We start from the raw sequence: 18,040 nt of genomic DNA on the forward strand, positions 1-18,040 counted from the left end.
ACGGTTTTTCTATGACCCCACATCTTCATTCTTGAAATTTAAGAAATACTTAATATATACCATACTTCTTTTTAAAAAGTTTTACTTATTCTAAGTACATGAAGGAGGTTACTGAAAGAATGATAAACCCAAGTATGAAGAAATGGCTCCGAAAGGATGTCTCAGCGGCAATAATGTTCCTGGCACCAAGCGGTATCGGATTCGCGATGTTTTACCTTATACCGTTTGTTATGGGAGTATTCTATTCTTTTATGGACAGCACGATAGAGGGCCACTTTGTAGGGTTTGATAATTACCGAGAGCTGCTAGATAGCGATTCTTTCCGTAAAGCAGCATCTAATACATTTTATTTTAGTGTGATAAGTGTTCCACTAATGCTTGTACTCTCGTTAGGATTCGCAATGTTATTGAATAAAAATACATATTTTCGGAATTGGTTGAGGACTGGATACGTATTGCCGCTTGTCGTACCTGTCGCTTCCATCATTCTGATCTGGCAGATGCTCTTCGATTGGAATGGCTCGCTTAATGCCTGGCTGAACAACTTCGGTATCGATCGTGTGGATTGGATGAAGACGGATGCAGCTAGAAATGTAATCATTGTTGTTTATTTATGGAAGAACATCGGTTATAACGTGATTTTATTCTTGGCGGGATTGCAGCAAATTCCAAAGGATTATTATGAAACGGCTCAAATTGAAGGTGCTGGACGATTACGGCAGTTTCGCAGTATTACGCTTGTCTATCTAACCTCTTCGATGTTTTTTGTGGTCATTATGTCGATCATTAATTCATTCAAAGTGTTTCGAGAAACGTACTTGATCGCAGGCGAGTATCCGCATGACAGTATCTACATGCTGCAGCATTATATGAACAATATGTTCATGTCGCTCGATGTTCAGAAGCTGACTGCTGCGGCGACCTTAATGTTTGGTTGTATTTTATTGATCGTGTTGGGATTGTTTGCATTTGAACGGAGGCATAGACAATTCATGGAATAGGGGTGAAAAGGTTGTGCCAGTTGTCAAAGTGTTGCGAAAAGGGACATTAACATTCGTCATGGCTATTATTGCAGTCTTGTTATTATTCCCAATTGTGATCACATTCACAAATTCTCTTATGACAGAGAAAGAAATTGAGATCAATTATGGACCTATCGGGAAAATGAATGAGGTGATTGAGGGGAGAGAAGATCCTTTTGTAAATTTAAAATTGCTGCCGGATCAAGTGTCCTTGGACCAGTATACTAAGGTTCTTCTAGACAACCCTAAATATCTGACGATGTTCTGGAACTCAGTATTCATGGTTGTGCCCATCATTGCAGGACAAACATTGGTAGCAGCACTCGCTGCCTACGCTTTCTCGAAGCTGAAATTCCGGGGACGAGATCCTTTGTTTCTTATTTATGTCCTAACGATGCTTATGCCTTTCCAAGTGACGCTAGTACCGAACTATATTATGGCGGATAAACTAGGAATATTAAATAGTTCATATGCAATTATATTGCCTGGAATTTTCGCAGCTTTTGGTGTGTTTATGCTCAGACAGTTCATGCTAGATATACCGTATGCGTATATAGAAGCAAGCAAAATAGATGGTGCTGGACATTTTCTGATTTTCTACAAAATTATTATTCCGATGATTAAACCTGGTCTGGCAGCACTCGTCATATTATTGTTCGTTGATTATTGGAATATGGTGGAGCAGCCGCTTATTTTTCTAGATGATCCGTTTAAGCAGCCATTGTCAGTCTTTTTATCGAGGATCAATGAAGGCGAGAGAGGAATTGCTTTTGCTGCATCCATACTTTACATGGCTCCGATGGTGATGCTGTTTCTGTATGCGGAATCGTATTTTATTGAAGGCGTTCAATTGTCTGGTATCAAAGGTTGATTGGAGGAGAATGACGGGATATGGAGTTAGGTATAGAGTCGGCTGATCGTAGACGTAAACGAAATATTCAAGTCGTCTTCATGGCTTTTATGGGATTATTGTTGTTTTTTACATTGTTCAGTAACACGATACAATCTTTGACCTTGCCGAAAGTTAGAACCGAAAAACCAACAAAGGGAAATCTTTTATTTAGGATTGAAGGTAGTGGGATCTTGCATCCACTTGCTGAAGTTAAACTTTCGAATACTTCCGGACTAAAGGTCGAACAAATTCTAGTGAAAGAAGGACAACGTGTAAAAAAGGGACAAAAGCTTATTATCTATGAGAGCAAAACTGCTGAGCAAGAATTAAAAGATGAAATAACAAATTTAGAAAAGCAGAAAATTGATCAACAGAATAGGCAAGATCAGTACATCCAATCCGCGCTGGAGGAGGATGAATTCAAAATCAGAAATGCGAGACGTGATATCGAAAAAGGTAAATTAGATATCTTAGCCCAGGAAAATAAGATTAGCGGACTTAAAAATCGTCTAACAACCGAAAAACAACTACTCTCACCGTTCGATGGATTGACTTCAAAATTAAGTGCCGTCGAAGGATTAATTTCAATGGGAGAACCGGATGTAATTGTATCCAACAGTAGTCGGGGTTACAAATTGGATATTATTATGGATTCCGTGCATTTGTCCAATTTAGGGATTTCTGCTGGAGAAAAGATAGAGGTTGAGGTTGATATGAATCATGGACAAGAAACCCGGACCCTAAGCGGCTTAATTGAGGAAGTTGTGAATTCAGAGTCACGTACTGATAGCCCCTCTAGTAATGAGTCCTGGAAAACTCAAACCATTCCTCAAAAGAATTTGAGAATAAAAGTCGTTGATCCAGAACTTAAAGGAGGTGAACAGGCTCGGATCAAAATCGAAAAACATTCACTCCAAGAGGGACTACTCCTATCCAATGAAGCTATTCATGAGGATCGTGAAGGTTTGTTTGTCTATAAAGTTGATGAGCAGCGGGGGGCATTAGGCAATGTCTTTGTCGCTCAAAAAGTTCGTATTCACTCCAGTGAAAAAAACGAGAAAGAAACGATGATTCAATCAGATATTCTCTATGAGGAGGATTCAATTATTCTGGAAAGTAGTGAACCTCTTGAAGACGGGAATCGAGTTCGACTGCAATAAGAAATCATATAAACGAGAAAATAGGAGGAAATTAAATGATCAAAAGGTCTATTTTTGTGCTATTAATGGGTGCGTTGATAATGACAACGGCATGTAATTCCGGAGGTAATGAGAAAGTGGAAGGTAAGGGGGAGATGACAACTGAAGAGGGGAAGACAATCTTGACTCTATCTCTAGCAGAATCGAGTGCATTCTATACGGCGCTAGAGAAAAAGTTTGAAGCGAAATACCCGGATATCGACTTACAAATTAAGGCATATAAAGAAGTGGGAAATGAGTGGGGGGAGAATGGTTATGTAGAATATAAAAAAACAACGAATACAGCCCTACTCTCTGGAAAAGGTGCAGATATTTTTGATGTAAGCGCCTTTTCAATCAATGATTATGTGAGTAAAAAGTTGCTTGTGAACATGAATGATATATTTGAACACGATAAAACGGTAAATAAGAGTGATTTAGAAATGAATGTTTTTGACGCAATGAAGGTGAACGACGGTTTATACTTCATTCCTACCGGGTTCGCTTTTAGAGCGTTCATAGGTGATGGAAATATGATTAAGAGCTCAAATGTGAAGATTGACGATAAGAAGTGGAATTGGAAAGAGTTTGGAGAGCTATCGAAGGAAATTATACAACAGGCTGGGAAGGACGGTAAAAACAAACTCTATGCCTTAACGGATTACCCAGCGGAAATGACACTCCAAGAAATGGCTATTGATAATTATAATTTGTTTGTTGATAGTGAAGCGAAACAAGCGAAGTTCGACTCGCCTGATTTTGTGGAGCTGTTGGAACAAGTCAAGAAAATGTATAAAGAACAAGTTTTGACTGCGGAGCCAGCGGAGATAGGTAATCAGCTATTTAACTCCATCGTTATAGAGTCACCAACAGACTTTATCGATGGTCCATATTCTTACTTTGAAAATCCGGTGTACCTTCAAAAGCCACATGCAGGTCAGACTGGTGGTATGAGAATCATTCCTTCATCTTCGCTCGCCATACAAGCCAATACTCCGGTGAAGGAAGAAGCTTATAAGTTTATGACCTTCTTGTTATCTGAAGAAGCACAGTCATTGCAAGATAGAGAAGGATTCTCTCTGCTCCAATCCGTGAACGATAAGAATTTAAACGATATTCAGGAAAAGGTGAAAAGTGGAGCATATAAGCTTCCAACCGGAAAAGCGGCTAAGGTTTCTGATGAAGAATTTACTAAGTTTAAAGAAATCATTCATACAGTAGATCAATATGCAGAACTGAATACTAAAGTGCTTTCTATTATTGGAGAGGAGTCCTTATCATTCTTCAGTGGACAAAAATCTGCGGAAGCTGTTGCAAAGTTGATCCAGAATCGAGTAACAATCGTTCTAAACGAATAGATGTATTAAAACAGGATTTTGTATAAGGAGGGGGACTCATGCACAAATCACTAAAGACATATGCTGTAGTTCTGCTCAGCGCAATGCTATTAAGCCAACCTTTTGCAAACAGCATATATGCAGCATCGACAAGTGCTTCAGCTACAGCGGTATTCACGCTGGACAAACTTGGTACGATCACTTTAAAAAACAATGTCAACGTGAAGCTAATAGATATGGATATTATTGAGCAACCAAGCGGTAATATACTTATATACACACTTAGTTATAGCAATGGTAGCAGCAATAGTGTAGCTCAGGTTGATTATTTCTCAAGGGTTACTACAACTGGGGGGGCTGTTATTCAAGGCAAACCTATCACGAGAGATGTCACCAAAAAAAACATCCCTCCAAAGATTAGCCAAATTGTAACTTACTATGTGAATGTTGGACAGTCTACTAAATTGAACGGAACTAAAGTGACCCTATTGAAGTGGGATTTCAGTAGCCAGGATTATCAGAAAAAGCTAGGTGAATTCGCCATTCCGGCAAGTTATTCCGTTGTCGTTCCACAAGGCCAGAGCAAGAAGATCACGATGGATAATCTGCTAGTAAACATCAAAGCGGAAAGTCTACAAAGGCTTAAAAGAAATGGAAAAGTATATATGAGAGTAGGCGTTAGTTTCACGAATTTGGGTAAAAAAGTGCTAAGCGGTTCCACTTATATTGCTTACCTGAAATCAGCCGGTGGCTCGGTGTTCGAACTTAAACTGGAGGATACCAGAAGCAGTATCAATGTACAGTCCCAAGAGAAGAAGACGGTTTACTATTTAACAGAAGTTCCTTCCTATATGAAGACTGAACATATGATATTGCAATTTGCACAAGAAGATGAAGCTTTGAAAATAACGCTTCCTGTTAAATCGTTTAAGCTTCCTGCATTAACAACTGTCGACTTTGCTGTGGCTAACTATGCTGTTAAGAAGATTTCTGTTAAGAATAATACGGTTGAAACGCAATTGAAGAGTGCTTCCGTATATTCGGAGAATGACTCCGCGAAATGGAATCTTCAATTCCGTCTTAAGAATCTTGGGAATAAACCTATCACTCTACCTGCATACGAGCTTACGGTTAAAGCTGCTGAAGGATTTAGTATTCCAGTAGATTCAAAAGCACTTGCGAATGTAACCTTGAAACCGCTCGAAGAGAAGATCGTCAGTCTCAGGGCGGATGTGCCATTAATACTTAATCAAGGTACTTTAAAGCTAGAGTGGACGGAACCTGCTGTTGATGACAAGGTTATTTTCCCAACTGCGCTGTATAACATACCTTATGCTCTAGAAAACAATAATCTGATAGGACAAGGGTATTCGGTCGAGAATAGGTACGGGAAATTCATGGTGAAACTTGGATCCTATCAGCGTTTGCCTTGGGATGATGGTGATCAAATCGTAACTACTATCAGCATCCGTAACACCGGCTTAACCTCAGTACAGCTACCTTCTTTAAAAGCTATAGTTAAAGCAGGAATGAGTGATCTTAGCAGTACAGCCCAGATCGTGACCACAAATACGCAATCGATACTTGCTCCTAATGAAGCGACAGAGATCTATGTGATAGCGAGAGTTCCATATACTTATAGTTTCAATCAGCTAAAGATAGTGTTGCAAGACACCTCCGGAGATGAAGTCACGAAGTTTCTCTCTATGAATACAAATTCGCTAAATAATGTGATCAATACGATTGCTGCAGGTGAATCTTACCAAATGAACTCGTTAGGCAGAAAAGCAAAAGTTCGCGAGCGTTGGACAACTACTTATAATGAAAACAGTTCTAGCTTGATCTATACGGAACTGGAAATGATTAACGAAGAACCACGCCAGTCGAAACAGGCACAGCTTGTGGCTTATTATAAAACACCTGACAACCAATTTTTTAAGGCGATGGTTAGCCAATCGATAACTCCAACTAGCCCAAATGGTAAAAACCTGGTTACAATCTGGAGTAAACTTCCGCAAGGGGTGAATACGTCTGAGCTTGTGCTTTATATTGGGGAAGGGGTTGCTGACGGTAAGCTTACAGATTTAGGGGGAACATCCACTGGATTTATCAATAGTGTTAAATTAGCACTTACCCCTATGACAGTAAACTCACAGAATAATCTAACAAGTGTAGATCTATTCCCATACAACCTTTCGGTTGCAAATGCAGTGGGTACGATTACTGAAGAGAAAGGTACATTAGATATAGTTATGAATTATAGCTTATTTGAAAATGACGCTTTTGAAGCAGGTTCCTATGAGCATAAGCTAGTTTTAGAAATTATTGACCCTTTCGGACAATCCATGGAGAAGACTTTGCAACTGGGGTCTGATTTGCCAATGGGTAAAAATAAATCATACTCAATCTCATTTAATAGTAACTTCCACAAAATATTAAGGGGAGGAAGCATTCGTATAAATCTATATGATGAATTTCAGGGTCATAGGATGTTGTTAGGGAGTCAATCTTACCGGTTAAATTACGTTGAATCTGAACCGAGAACAACTAAAAACACTGACAATTAAACTTGTAGTGAGCTGGGTTAAGAACCAAGTCAAATGTGTTGGCATAATTGCCAGCACTTTTTTTATTTCTCGCATATACTTATGAACTTTTTATGGAAATTCCTTCAATGTATGTTCTTTACATTGACTGTTCTCAGTCTTTTCGTTAAGATTACCTCTGCGCTTCAATGCCTAAAAGCAAAAAAGCTTAAAAGTGCGGAAGCATATACAGTCTTTGAAAAGTATACCTAATACAATGTTAAGGAGCATTATCGTCATGGAACGTCAGCTTAGTTTTACAAAGAGTTTCATCATTATCATCTTTATTCTAGCACTTCTGTTTGTATCCATCTTTCTATTGAAAGCGGAGCCGCATATACCGCTTCTCGTAACAACAATAGGCACGGCCGCCTTACTAGGGATGTTTGGTTTCTCTTGGAAAAAGATCGAATCTGCCATTATTCAAGGGATACAAACGGCCATCATGCCGATTCTAATCCTCATGCTGATCGGAATTCTGATCGCGGTATGGATGATGAGCGGTACGGTGCCGTCGCTATTATATTATGGTATGGATTATATTAATCCGAATTATTTTGCGGTGAGCGCACTATATGTCACGATCATCGTCTCGATGTTCACTGGGAGCTCATTCACAACAGTAAGCACGATCGGCGTTGCTTTAATGGGAATTGCTTTAACTACGGGGATTTCCCCAACGCTGGCTGCTGGAGCGATTATCAGTGGGGCTTGCTTTGGTGATAAAATGTCGCCGCTGTCCGATACTACGAATTTTGCACCTGCAGTGGCTGGTATCCCCATATTTACACATATTCGCAATATGGTTTACACTACATTCCCAGCGCTTGTGATCACCACTGTCTTTTTCTTGTTTGCACCAAAGGGAAATTCGATCGACTTATCCTCGATTAAAGATATTAAGCTTGCCTTACAAGATGGATTTCATATTCACTGGTTAACGCTGCTATCTCCGCTAGCTGTCATTGTTTGCTCGATTAAGCGGATTCCGATCCTGCCTACGCTAATTGTAGGTATTATCAGTGGTCTTCTTGTGACGGCTTTGATTCAACAGCAGACAGAAATCGATGTCTGGTTTAGTGTAATGCAGAGCGGATATAACAGTAATATCGCGAATGAAATGGTTGCTTCTATCGTGAATCGCGGCGGGATGCAATCGATGATGTGGTCGGTATCTTTAATCTTAATTGCATTATCTTTAGGTGGTTTGATTCAGCATTGTGGCGTCATCGAGGCCTTTTTCCGTAAACTCATTCAACCACTCAAGCGTAAGAGCAGTATCGTTCTGATGAGCGGTGCTTCATCCATTGCTGTAAATGGCATGACTGGCGAACAGTATTTGTCGATCCTTTTGCCAGGGCAAATGTTCAAAGATGAATATAATCGACGAGGCATTCCAGCGAAGACATTATCCCGTACATTAGAAGATTGCGGTACGCTAGTTAATCCATTGATTCCATGGGGCGTTAGCGGGGCCTTCTTCGCGGTAACTCTGGGTGTACCCGTTATAGAATATGCACCTTATGCGACCTTCTTATGGCTAAGTCCATTTATCACATTTGCATATGCGTTAATCCCTAGATTGCAAAGAAACTCACTGGGTAAAGATAAAGAAATCTCAAGATAATGGACACCTTATGCATTGATTCAACGTATATAAAGAATACTATGCGTTGAGTCAATGTGAACAAGCTAGTATTCTAAGCTGAAAAAGTGGACCATTTATCGGAGGTAATAACAGTGAGTCGCAGTAAGTTACAGGATCGAATCAGATTAGCCAATGTCGAAACTAAGCACGCAGAGCAATTTAATAATCTACTACGTTATGTATTTCAAGTGACCAACCGCGATCTGCAGATCTTTGGCTGGGAGAATCGTGAAATCACTCAGGCCAAGTTGCCAGTTCTTAAGTACGCAGATGTTGTAGGTTGGTTTGATGGAGACAAGCTCATCTCTCAATTAGCTGTATACCCATTTCAGGTTAATATTTTTGGTCATATTTATGAGATGGGTGGACTAACGGGTGTTGGAACCTATCCCGAATACGCCAATTTGGGTTTAATGAATAAACTGATGCTTCACGCTTTAACTAAAATGCGGGATCGTAAACAATCGATATCTTATCTTTATCCGTATTCAATCCCTTATTATAGAAGAAAAGGCTGGGAAATCATCACCGACAAAATATCATTTGAAGTACCGGATACCCAGCTTCCCAAACAAAGAAATGTTCCAGGAAACGTAGAACGAGTAAACATTGAACATCCGGACATCAAAGTGATCTATGATCAGTTTGCAGTGCAGCATCATGGCGCGATGATTCGTAATGAGTTAGCGTGGGAAGAATATTTGCGGTGGGATTTAGATGATATGACAGTGGGGATTTATTATAATCACGATGATTTACCCATGGGATATTTGTTATATTGGATTGCCGAGGAGATCTTCTATATTAAAGAAATGGTATACATTAACGAAGAAGCTCGAACGGGGTTATGGAATTTTATAAGTGCGCATTTTTCAATGATTAAGCTGGTCAAAGGGGATATTTATAAAGGGGAACCGTTGTCATTTATATTAGATGATGGGGACATCAAGGAAACGATAGCTCCATATTTTATGGCTCGGATTGTGGATGTTCAATTATTTATTGATCAGTATCCGTTTAAACGTCAGGATAAGGATAGTACGCTTATTTTTAACTTGAGCGATCCAATGCTGGAATGGAACCGAGGTACCTTTACGTTAACCGTAGATAAAGAAGGGAAGGGGACCTTACAACAAGGGGGCGTAAATCCTTCACTTACGATTGATATTCCTACCTTAACTACGATGTTAATGGGCTATAAGCGGCCAACCTACTTGGCTCGAATCGGCCGTATTCAGACGAATGAAGCCACGATTCTTTTACTTGAAGGATTGATTAGACCAGAGCATCCTTATTTCTCTGATTATTTTTAAAAGGTACGAACCTGTAAAGCATACTCATATGAGTGTGCTTTTTTGGTCTTTTTATAGTAGAATAATCTCTCAGCAACACAATATGATATGAGGTGTAAGAATGGCAATTAATTTTACTAAACCAATGATCAATAAATTTCAACAAGAAATTACGGAGCTTGAAAACAAAATCAAGAACACGCAGAACAAAAAAGAAAAATCCAAATTCAAAATTAATCAATTAGAACAGGATATGAAATTTAGCAAGTCGCACACGGATTTAAGTAGTAAAATGACCCGTATCAAAAAGCTAAATGATGAGGTGAAGACCTTAAATCGTTTGCAATCTGATCTGTCAAAAGAGTTAACCGCGAAGAAAAATGCTCTAAAAAAGATCCAAACGAATGAAACCGCATCTGCTCCGAAAAATCCTACTAAAGAATAATTGATTATATTGTTAGAGGCCGCATTTTTTTGCGGTTTTTTATTTTTTTATAAGCTCATCAGTTTCTCCTCTTAACAAGGATATCTCATGCTTATAAGGTGCATTGACATATTTTTTTTCACCGATGGAGGGGGTCTCTAGGAGTTTGGGAATGGTCGATAGTTGAGGATGGTGGACTACATATCGCAGTGCCTGAAGGCCAATATATCCATGTCCGATATTTTCGTGCCGGTCTTTTCGTGAGCCCATGATATTCTTTGAATCATTTATGTGAATGACCTTTAGGCGCTCTATTCCAATTACGCGATCAAATTGATCCAATATGCCATCAAAATCTTCTCTTACATTATAACCAGCATCATGAATATGGCATGTATCCAAACAAATCGACAACCGCTCATTGTACGTCACTCCATCAATAATAGCCGCAAGTTCCTCAAAAGTGACACCACACTCACTGCCTTTTCCCGCCATGGTTTCTAATGAAACCTGAACATTCCGTTTATCTGACAGTACTTCGTTCAAGCCTTCCACGATCCGAGAGATTCCGGCCTGTGGACCAGCACCAACATGGGATCCGGGATGGAGGACAATCTGTGTAGAGCCTAAAGCTTCGGTTCTTATAATTTCTGATTGAAGAAACGCAATACTGTGCTCAAAGACCTGTGCAGATAACGTATTTCCTAAATTAATAATAAACGGAGCATGCACAACAATATTAGAAATGCCGTTAACTTTCATGTGAGCTTGTCCAGCTTCAATATTCAAAGCATCAATGGGTTTGCGACGTGTATTATGAGGGGCACCGGTATAAATTAGGAAAGTGTTCGCTCCATAAGATGCTGCCTCTTCACTAGCTCGAAGGAGCATCTTTGGCCCAGACATGGATACATGTGACCCTAGGAGTAAAGACATCTGATTTAACACATCCATTCTTCATTGAAAGAGCTACATTTATCGTCATTATAGGTCTATTAATATTTGTAAAAGGATCGGATTATATGTATACCAGCGTAGGTAAAGGTTGTCTCGACCAACTATCTTCTGGGGAGACAACCATTACCATCAACAATGATCGCTATTCAGCAGCACTAATCATCTCGCCTTGGATTGGCTTCAATCCTTTCTCCCATCTAACAGGGATAGAACGAGAGTTGAACAAATCTACGCCGTCTGAGATCTGGAAATGTAAATGGGGCTCGCTAGTGTTGCCTGAGTTACCTGTCAGCCCAATGATATCGCCTTTTTTAACTTTATCGCCCGGCTTAACTGTAATTGAACCTTTTTTGAGATGAGCTAGATGACTGTATTCACCTCCGTGATCAATGACCACGTTATTGCCGGTTGCTTGGTTTGGATTCATGACACCGACGGGTTCATTATCTTTAATATCATTCACGACCGATACGATTGTGCCATCCGCAGGGGCGAGAATATTTGTCCCAAAGGCATAATAGCTTTTGTTTTTCAGCGGATCACCTTTATAAGAGTAGTTATTCTTGGCTTGGATGAAATCATAAGCGTAACGCTGAATTTCTACTTCATAGTGATAATTCACAAGTACATTCGCTCCGCCCCAAAATACAAACCAGTCGCCTTGGAACGGCAATGCATATTCATGCTTACTAAGCTTCATGTCGGTTTCAGGGGAAGCTGTCAGTTCTTGAATCTGAATTAATGAAATGGTTCCATCCGGATCAAACATTCCGATAAGCCCTTTATTACCCGCATCACTAACCCATGTACGTCGATCAAATCCATTAAGCTGCATAGCGGAAGCCTTGTTCAGTGTTTGTATATCCTTAGTGAATTCCTTAGCGGTCTCAGCTAATTCAGCTTCACTCACCTCATCCTTCAAAGGCTGACTGAAGTGGGAATACATTTCTTTATAGTTCCCTTTAAGTAGAAATTTTGGCAGATTATCTGGCAGGAACACTGATTCTTTTGATTCTCTATCATTCATTTCCGCTTTTCCTCCTCCACAAGCTGTTAATAGCAAGGTAAGAAATCCAATTGCCAAAGCTGTTTTTGCTGACATTCCCGGTTTATTGATAATTTTCTTCGAGCTGTTTTTCAAGAATATCACCTCCCAATAGTTAAATTGTAGCAAATGAGTCTTAGCTCTTCTGAAACGCAGTATTAATACGCTCTTAACTTTTTGAGGAGTAGACGAATACGAATTAAGCTTCCGTTAAGGAACGTGCGATTGATCCCGTAAAAAATCATGCTATGATGATAAATACATCGGTTATTCGGAAAGGGAATTTCACAATGAATGAAGCTTCGATTTTGCTTGTGGATGATGAACAATCGCTTTTGGAGATTATGGAAACAGTGCTGCGTAAGGAAGGTTATATAAATATTGATACTGTGGTAACGGGTGAAGAAGCTATTAGTGCCTGTGAAGCCAAAAAATACGATTTGATTGTATTAGATGTAATGCTGCCGGGACGCAGTGGTATTGAGATCTGTCCTTTTATTCGGCAGACGACGGACGCACCTATCTTATTTCTTACAGCTCGAACCTCTGATTTTGATAAGCTAACTGGATTTGCTATAGGGGGAGATGATTATATCACCAAGCCCTTTAATCCACTCGAAGTGGTTGCTCGTATAAGAGCGCAGCTGCGGAGGTACTTGAGTTCGCCGAACTATAACAGTGCTGAAAAGAAAGCGGGGCTCGTTCTTAGTAAATCTTCGAACGTTTACGATTACGGGAGATTTAAACTAGATGAAGCAGCAGGGGAGCTGCTGGTTGAGGGAGAGCCGGTCTCTTGTCCTGCCCTTGTATTTCAGTTGCTCTTGTTCTTATGTAAACATCCCAATCAAATCTTCAGCAAAAGCGAATTATATGAAAGAGTTTGGGGTGAAGAATCGTTAAGTGACGATAACACGGTCATGGTACACATTCACCGTATTAGAGAACGGATTGAAGCCGACCCATCTGATCCGAAATTTATCGTTAACGTTAGAGGTCTTGGTTACAAGCTGGTTAATGTAGAACGCCAAGGGTTGTTTATGCCATGAATATCAAGCGACGGCTAACGTTAAAGTTTGTACTGCAGCTTGCAATTACAGGTGTAGTAGTTCTCTCTATATCTGCTGTAACGCTGACTTGGATCCTACTGCGGTTTCTTGATATCAGTCTCACGCGTGATTTTGCCAATGTCGGTCTTGAGCAATTGGTGGAATCTTCTAAGATTGATGAGGATGGGATACATTTTGCCCCAAGTTTACTGGAACAAGTGAAGAAAAATAAAGGCTGGCTACAAAGTCTTAATGAAGATGGGCAAGTTGAAAGTGCCTATAATACACCTAAAGATGTACCTAATCATTATGGTCCTGGAGAAGTAGTTGCCTATTGGATGGGTGCTCAGCCGTTTCCTTATCAACTGGCCCTTTGGATTCAAGAAAAGAATGGTAAACAGTTCACACTGGTATATGGTGCACCTAATGTATTAGATCCTCTACTAAAGAAAGTGAAGGAAGCTTCATTCACAGGTGTAAATGGGGAGCCGTTACTTCCAGAGGATCTTGAAAAAGAGATTAAATCGGCACAGGCTTTTGTTCAACTTATAGATTCGTCAGGCAAGGAAATGCTCTCGTATAACAGACCAAATATGATCCCCACCGAGTATTCCGTCCCAGAGCTAGCACTTCGCACAATGTACAGTGATCGATATGGCTACCATGTGCTATCTTCTTTTGATAAGGAGTCAGGTCGTACCTGGATCATTGGAGAACCTAATATCAAAGGAACAGATCCAGGAAAAACTGTTTGGGTACCTGAAGAGGTTAAGGTAGTAATCATCGGCTCATCTGTCATGCTTATCGCTTTATTGATCGCGTTCGTGTTGCTCTCCTTATGGCAAGCGCATCGTTTTGGTGCACCTATGCTACATATGCTCGTATGGCTTGATTCCATCGGAAATGCTATTTATACAGAACCTATGGATCGTAAAGGACATCGCCGCAGTAGAACACCCGCCGGGAAATGGAGACGAAGATTCCGTGTTTTTGCTGATGTAATGGTTTCGATTGAGAAATTATCGGCAACCTTGAAGAGAGATCAAGTGATGCGGGAGGAGACGGAGAGCTTACGTGAGGAATGGATTGCCGGTGTTACTCATGATTTGAAAACCCCATTATCCTCTATCACAGGATATGCCCATTTACTGGCGGAGCCCTCATATGATTGGTCGAATGAGGAAGTCCGTAAGTTCACGACAACGATGCTAGATAAATCGGCTCATATGGACATGCTGATCAGTGATCTTGCGATGACCTATCGTCTAAAGTCAGGAATTAAACCGCCTGAATTGATGGAAGTTGAATTAAACACTTGGTTGAAACAGGCTCTCGATCAGGCTGCTGCCAATCCTGCTTATGGGAAGCAGCGAATTGTATTTCACCCTGCACATACCGAAGTTAGAGCTCAATTGTATACGCCTTGGTTAGATAGGGTTGTCAACAATTTAACTGCGAATGCGCTGCTCCATAACCCACCAGATACCAAGCTAACTGTCTCGCTAATTCTTAAAGGTAAGGACAGCGGATATATCATTCAATTTGCCGACGACGGTGATGGAATGGATGAAGAAACAATGATTCGGCTATTTGAGCGATATTATCGTGGTACGGATACAGCAACTACCTCCAACGGTTCTGGTCTCGGAATGGCGATCTCTAAAGGATTGATCGAATGCATGGGTGGTCAGATTGTTGTTGAGAGTCAAGCAGGTAAAGGGACAATTATTAAGTTAATATGGAGCTGAGATATTCATTCAAGCCCTCGTTGTATTCCAACCGGAAACAGTGAGGGTTATTTGTATTTATTAGGTTTAAGAAGGCTAGAAATATAAAGGAGTTGACATTCTTTTTAAATGTAACTACAATAGTTACAGGTTAACAATTATTATTAAATGGATTATTACAATCCTAATTTGAGGAGGCAATCAACATGAAAATAGCTATTACAGGTGCAACAGGTCATTTCGGATCATTAGTTATAGAATCACTACTTAAAAGTGTGTCCGCAGGGGATCTTGTAGTTAGTGTTCGGAATCCAGATAAAGCAAGTGCTCTGAAAGCGCGTGGAGTGGAAGTCCGCCAAGGGGACTTTGATAAACCGGAGACACTGGATGTAGCCTTTGCCGGTGTGGATCGACTGCTAATTGTATCTTCAGATGGAGATAACGAGACTCGGATTCGCCAACATAAAGCAGCTATTGATGCTGCCGCCAAAGCAGGTGTTGGATTCATTGCTTATACAAGCGTAGGACATGCAGAGAAGAGTGAGCTGTTCCTTGCTGAAGTACACCGTGTAACAGAAGAGGCCATTCGAGCAACCGGAATTCCTTACAGCTTCCTTCGCAACAATTGGTATATGGAGAATGAGGTTGGATCTATTCAAGGAGCAATAGCAGGTGCCCCATGGGTAACTTCTGCCGGTAGCGGTAAAGTTGGCTGGGCAGCACGAGGAGATTATGCAGAAGCTGCTGCTAATGTTCTAACAGGGGATGGACATGAGAATACCATTTATGAATTGTCTGGCAAACCTTTAACACAAGAAGAACTGACTGAAATTGTAAGTGGAGTAATTGGTAAAGAAATCAAAGTGCTGCAGGTTGACGACGAAGCTTATGCGAATATTATGGCTGAAGTCGGTGTACCAGAAGCTGCTCTGCCATTCGTTGTGGCGATTCAACGTGGTATTCGCGAAGGATGGCTGGATATTGAAAGTGGCGATCTGGAGAAAGTACTGAATCGTCCTGCCACTCCGCTAGCCGAAGTCGTTCGTGATCTAGTAAATAGTTTGCAAGCTTAAACTATGTAACAAGATGTAAGGCTTCTTCTCGGTGAATAACCGAGAGAAGCCTTTTTTTATTGCTCTATTAACAACAATGATAAAGATTTCGTGAATATTCACTAGTTTGACGGGGCAATTGTCCGAACATATGATAATGTAATAATGATATAATAGAAAACATATGTGAACTGTTGGTGTAATGAGAATAATTGAATCGAAGAGTACGATATCAAAGCCTTGGGATCAGTTAACAAAGAGAAGGGGATGAATATCATGAGGAAAAAAACCTGGATAGCTTCTGGAGCTGTTGTTGTAGTTGCTTTAGGGGCATATTTGGTTGTGGGAGGGAACGATAAAGAGACACCTGCGGCAAGTGATACCTCTAATGTTAAGCAATTAGTACAGGAATATAGTTCAAGGGGCATGAAAAACCTATCTGCTTCTATCACTTCAGAGCAGCTCATTGTGACCGACAGCAACAATAAATCGACAAAATATGACTTACCCAAAGATGAGTTTTTTGTTTCCATCGCGCCGTACGTTAAGGATACACACCCCTGTGCAACCCACAGCTTGACTGGATGCCAAGGGGAATTAACGGAACAAGAGTTTAGTGTTTATATCGAAGATACTGATGGCAATGTGATTGTGGATCAAACCATGAAATCCCAATCCAATGGCTTCATTGATCTTTGGTTACCTCGGGATAAGAAATATAGCGTAACTATAGAACAGGATGGTGTAAAAGCGAAAGCTGAGCTATCCACGTTTAAAAGTGATAACACATGTGTTACGACTATGCAGTTAGTGGAGAGTATCTAAATACTATAACAAATTCGCTTTTTACTTTAAATATCCCGTATCGGACCACTTAGCTCTTATTACACTGTAACAGCACAGAATCGGTGTTTTTAAGGAGATAACTGCTACTGAGTCCGATAGGACGGTGAAAAGCTATAAATCATCGAAATAAGGTCAACTCAGTCCGAACCGTCGGTGAGTTTTGAAGACCCTTTCAAGGACTAAAAGAAATCCTAGAAGAAGGTATCGTCGAAAAACTCAAGTGTGATTCACTTCGAATAACTTTAGCTGGTACTCCATTTTCGAGAGGAGATAGAAGAATGGATAAAGATCTGATCATCGGGGATGTTTTGCAGGAGTTAGCTGGTACTCGCCGTATGCTGGAAAAGCTGACGCAGGAGCATATGACATGGAAACCGCACGAAAAGTCAATGAGTCTTGGTGGACTGTCAACACACCTCGTTAATCTGCTAAACTGGCAATCAGCTATTCTTCTTCACTCAGAGTTTGATTTGGCATCTGTGCCATATCGACGAGAAGCGCTGGAGAGCCCTGCCGCGGTTCTGCAAGAGTTCGACATGAGTGCTCGCAAGATTGAACAATTAATTTCCGAAAGCAATGTGGAGACGCTTGGTGCAGAGTGGACGCTGCGTAATGGAGCAGAGATCATTCGCCGTCAGTCACGGGCAGCCGCGCTTCGTACCATTGGATTAAATCACATGATTCACCATCGGGCACAGCTTGGGGTATACTTCCGACTTCTAAATATACCAGTGCCGGGTCTTTATGGCCCTTCGGCTGATGAGTTAGAATTAGCATAAGGAATAAGCTTATAACCTTATGTATTGGAAAATAAATGAAATCGTATTTTGACGGATTAAGGGAAGAAAGTTGAAAAAAACGAATCGGCATGATAACATGAATACAAATTAATGATCGGAGTTGAAAAGTATAGTGTAGTAACTACTCTTGCGACCTATGATGAATAAAACAACAAAACGGTTTATTTCGTTTGTTTTATTTTTTGTATG

At 40.4% G+C, this 18,040-nt stretch carries 15 protein-coding genes; 13 read left to right on the forward strand and 2 right to left on the reverse strand.

Features of this window, described 5'->3' with window-relative positions; all coding sequences use genetic code 11:
* Positions 1-134 precede the first annotated feature (134 nt).
* The 8 genes from ACN6MV_RS14705 to ACN6MV_RS14740 all read left to right on the forward strand — a co-directional run bounded on the left by ACN6MV_RS14705 (position 135) and on the right by ACN6MV_RS14740 (position 10,399).
* Entirely contained in the window at positions 135-1,001 is an 867-nt protein-coding gene (locus tag ACN6MV_RS14705; protein WP_341115893.1) for a sugar ABC transporter permease, read from the forward strand.
* Positions 1,002-1,059: 58 nt separating this feature from the next.
* Positions 1,060-1,893: a carbohydrate ABC transporter permease gene (locus ACN6MV_RS14710; protein ID WP_419886761.1), complete on the forward strand. Its 834-nt coding sequence runs from the start codon at positions 1,060-1,062 to the stop codon at positions 1,891-1,893.
* An 80-nt stretch (positions 1,894-1,973) separates the two neighbouring features.
* Complete coding sequence (locus ACN6MV_RS14715; RefSeq protein WP_419886642.1) at positions 1,974-3,074, forward strand: efflux RND transporter periplasmic adaptor subunit; 1,101 nt, start codon at positions 1,974-1,976, stop codon at positions 3,072-3,074.
* Between the two features lie 35 nt (positions 3,075-3,109).
* Positions 3,110-4,450: an ABC transporter substrate-binding protein gene (locus ACN6MV_RS14720; protein WP_419886643.1), complete on the forward strand. Its 1,341-nt coding sequence runs from the start codon at positions 3,110-3,112 to the stop codon at positions 4,448-4,450.
* 38 nt (positions 4,451-4,488) lie between these two features.
* Positions 4,489-6,996 carry a hypothetical protein gene (locus ACN6MV_RS14725; RefSeq protein WP_419886644.1) on the forward strand — a complete coding sequence of 836 codons (2,508 nt, stop codon included), beginning with the start codon at positions 4,489-4,491 and terminating at the stop codon, positions 6,994-6,996.
* 256 nt (positions 6,997-7,252) lie between these two features.
* Positions 7,253-8,641 carry a Na+/H+ antiporter NhaC gene (nhaC, locus tag ACN6MV_RS14730; RefSeq protein WP_042127621.1) on the forward strand — a complete coding sequence of 463 codons (1,389 nt, stop codon included), beginning with the start codon at positions 7,253-7,255 and terminating at the stop codon, positions 8,639-8,641.
* Positions 8,642-8,754: 113 nt separating this feature from the next.
* Positions 8,755-9,975 (forward strand): GNAT family N-acetyltransferase, encoded by a 1,221-nt coding sequence (locus tag ACN6MV_RS14735; protein WP_419886645.1) that lies wholly within the window; start codon positions 8,755-8,757, stop codon positions 9,973-9,975.
* 100 nt (positions 9,976-10,075) lie between these two features.
* Positions 10,076-10,399 carry a hypothetical protein gene (locus ACN6MV_RS14740; protein WP_419886646.1) on the forward strand — a complete coding sequence of 108 codons (324 nt, stop codon included), beginning with the start codon at positions 10,076-10,078 and terminating at the stop codon, positions 10,397-10,399.
* A 39-nt stretch (positions 10,400-10,438) separates the two neighbouring features.
* Here ACN6MV_RS14740 and ACN6MV_RS14745 read toward each other — a convergent pair whose 3' ends face one another.
* Positions 10,439-11,314: a deoxyribonuclease IV gene (locus ACN6MV_RS14745; protein WP_419886762.1), complete on the reverse strand. Its 876-nt coding sequence runs from the start codon at positions 11,312-11,314 to the stop codon at positions 10,439-10,441.
* Between the two features lie 163 nt (positions 11,315-11,477).
* Positions 11,478-12,476, reverse strand: coding sequence for a M23 family metallopeptidase (locus ACN6MV_RS14750; protein WP_419886647.1), 999 nt, complete (start codon positions 12,474-12,476; stop codon positions 11,478-11,480).
* Between the two features lie 194 nt (positions 12,477-12,670).
* On the opposite strand from ACN6MV_RS14750, the gene ACN6MV_RS14755 reads away from it, so the two are divergent.
* The 5 genes from ACN6MV_RS14755 to ACN6MV_RS14775 all read left to right on the forward strand — a co-directional run bounded on the left by ACN6MV_RS14755 (position 12,671) and on the right by ACN6MV_RS14775 (position 17,830).
* The gene (locus tag ACN6MV_RS14755; protein WP_419886648.1) at positions 12,671-13,426 is read left to right on the forward strand and encodes a response regulator transcription factor; all 756 of its coding nucleotides are present in this window, start codon (positions 12,671-12,673) and stop codon (positions 13,424-13,426) included.
* On the forward strand, positions 13,423-15,174 hold the full coding sequence (locus tag ACN6MV_RS14760) for a sensor histidine kinase (RefSeq protein ID WP_076118587.1): 1,752 nt from the start codon (positions 13,423-13,425) through the stop codon (positions 15,172-15,174). The genes ACN6MV_RS14755 and ACN6MV_RS14760 overlap by 4 nt, the downstream gene beginning before the upstream one ends.
* A gap of 185 nt (positions 15,175-15,359) precedes the next feature.
* Positions 15,360-16,226, forward strand: coding sequence for an SDR family oxidoreductase (locus tag ACN6MV_RS14765; protein WP_375102904.1), 867 nt, complete (start codon positions 15,360-15,362; stop codon positions 16,224-16,226).
* Between the two features lie 255 nt (positions 16,227-16,481).
* Entirely contained in the window at positions 16,482-17,030 is a 549-nt protein-coding gene (locus ACN6MV_RS14770) for a CueP family metal-binding protein (protein WP_375102905.1), read from the forward strand.
* 299 nt (positions 17,031-17,329) lie between these two features.
* Complete coding sequence (locus tag ACN6MV_RS14775; protein WP_076118592.1) at positions 17,330-17,830, forward strand: DinB family protein; 501 nt, start codon at positions 17,330-17,332, stop codon at positions 17,828-17,830.
* Positions 17,831-18,040: the final 210 nt, after the last annotated feature.

Source organism: Paenibacillus sp. B-A-8 (assembly GCF_048572915.1).
In the GTDB taxonomy this organism is placed as follows: Bacteria; Bacillota; Bacilli; order Paenibacillales; family Paenibacillaceae; genus Paenibacillus_AQ.

Bases quoted from the DNA above. Each gene is read 5' to 3' on its own strand.
- ACN6MV_RS14740 (WP_419886646.1), top strand. From the start codon at position 10,076: ATGGCAATTAATTTTACTAAACCAATGATCAATAAATTTCAACAAGAA.
- ACN6MV_RS14745 (WP_419886762.1), bottom strand. From the start codon at position 11,314: ATGTCTTTACTCCTAGGGTCACATGTATCCATGTCTGGGCCAAAGATG.
- ACN6MV_RS14755 (WP_419886648.1), top strand. From the start codon at position 12,671: ATGAATGAAGCTTCGATTTTGCTTGTGGATGATGAACAATCGCTTTTG.
- ACN6MV_RS14715 (WP_419886642.1), top strand. From the start codon at position 1,974: ATGGCTTTTATGGGATTATTGTTGTTTTTTACATTGTTCAGTAACACG.
- ACN6MV_RS14705 (WP_341115893.1), top strand. From the start codon at position 135: ATGAAGAAATGGCTCCGAAAGGATGTCTCAGCGGCAATAATGTTCCTG.
- ACN6MV_RS14770 (WP_375102905.1), top strand. From the start codon at position 16,482: ATGAGGAAAAAAACCTGGATAGCTTCTGGAGCTGTTGTTGTAGTTGCT.
- ACN6MV_RS14775 (WP_076118592.1), top strand. From the start codon at position 17,330: ATGGATAAAGATCTGATCATCGGGGATGTTTTGCAGGAGTTAGCTGGT.
- ACN6MV_RS14710 (WP_419886761.1), top strand. From the start codon at position 1,060: ATGGCTATTATTGCAGTCTTGTTATTATTCCCAATTGTGATCACATTC.
- ACN6MV_RS14765 (WP_375102904.1), top strand. From the start codon at position 15,360: ATGAAAATAGCTATTACAGGTGCAACAGGTCATTTCGGATCATTAGTT.
- nhaC (WP_042127621.1), top strand. From the start codon at position 7,253: ATGGAACGTCAGCTTAGTTTTACAAAGAGTTTCATCATTATCATCTTT.
- ACN6MV_RS14760 (WP_076118587.1), top strand. From the start codon at position 13,423: ATGAATATCAAGCGACGGCTAACGTTAAAGTTTGTACTGCAGCTTGCA.
- ACN6MV_RS14720 (WP_419886643.1), top strand. From the start codon at position 3,110: ATGATCAAAAGGTCTATTTTTGTGCTATTAATGGGTGCGTTGATAATG.
- ACN6MV_RS14725 (WP_419886644.1), top strand. From the start codon at position 4,489: ATGCACAAATCACTAAAGACATATGCTGTAGTTCTGCTCAGCGCAATG.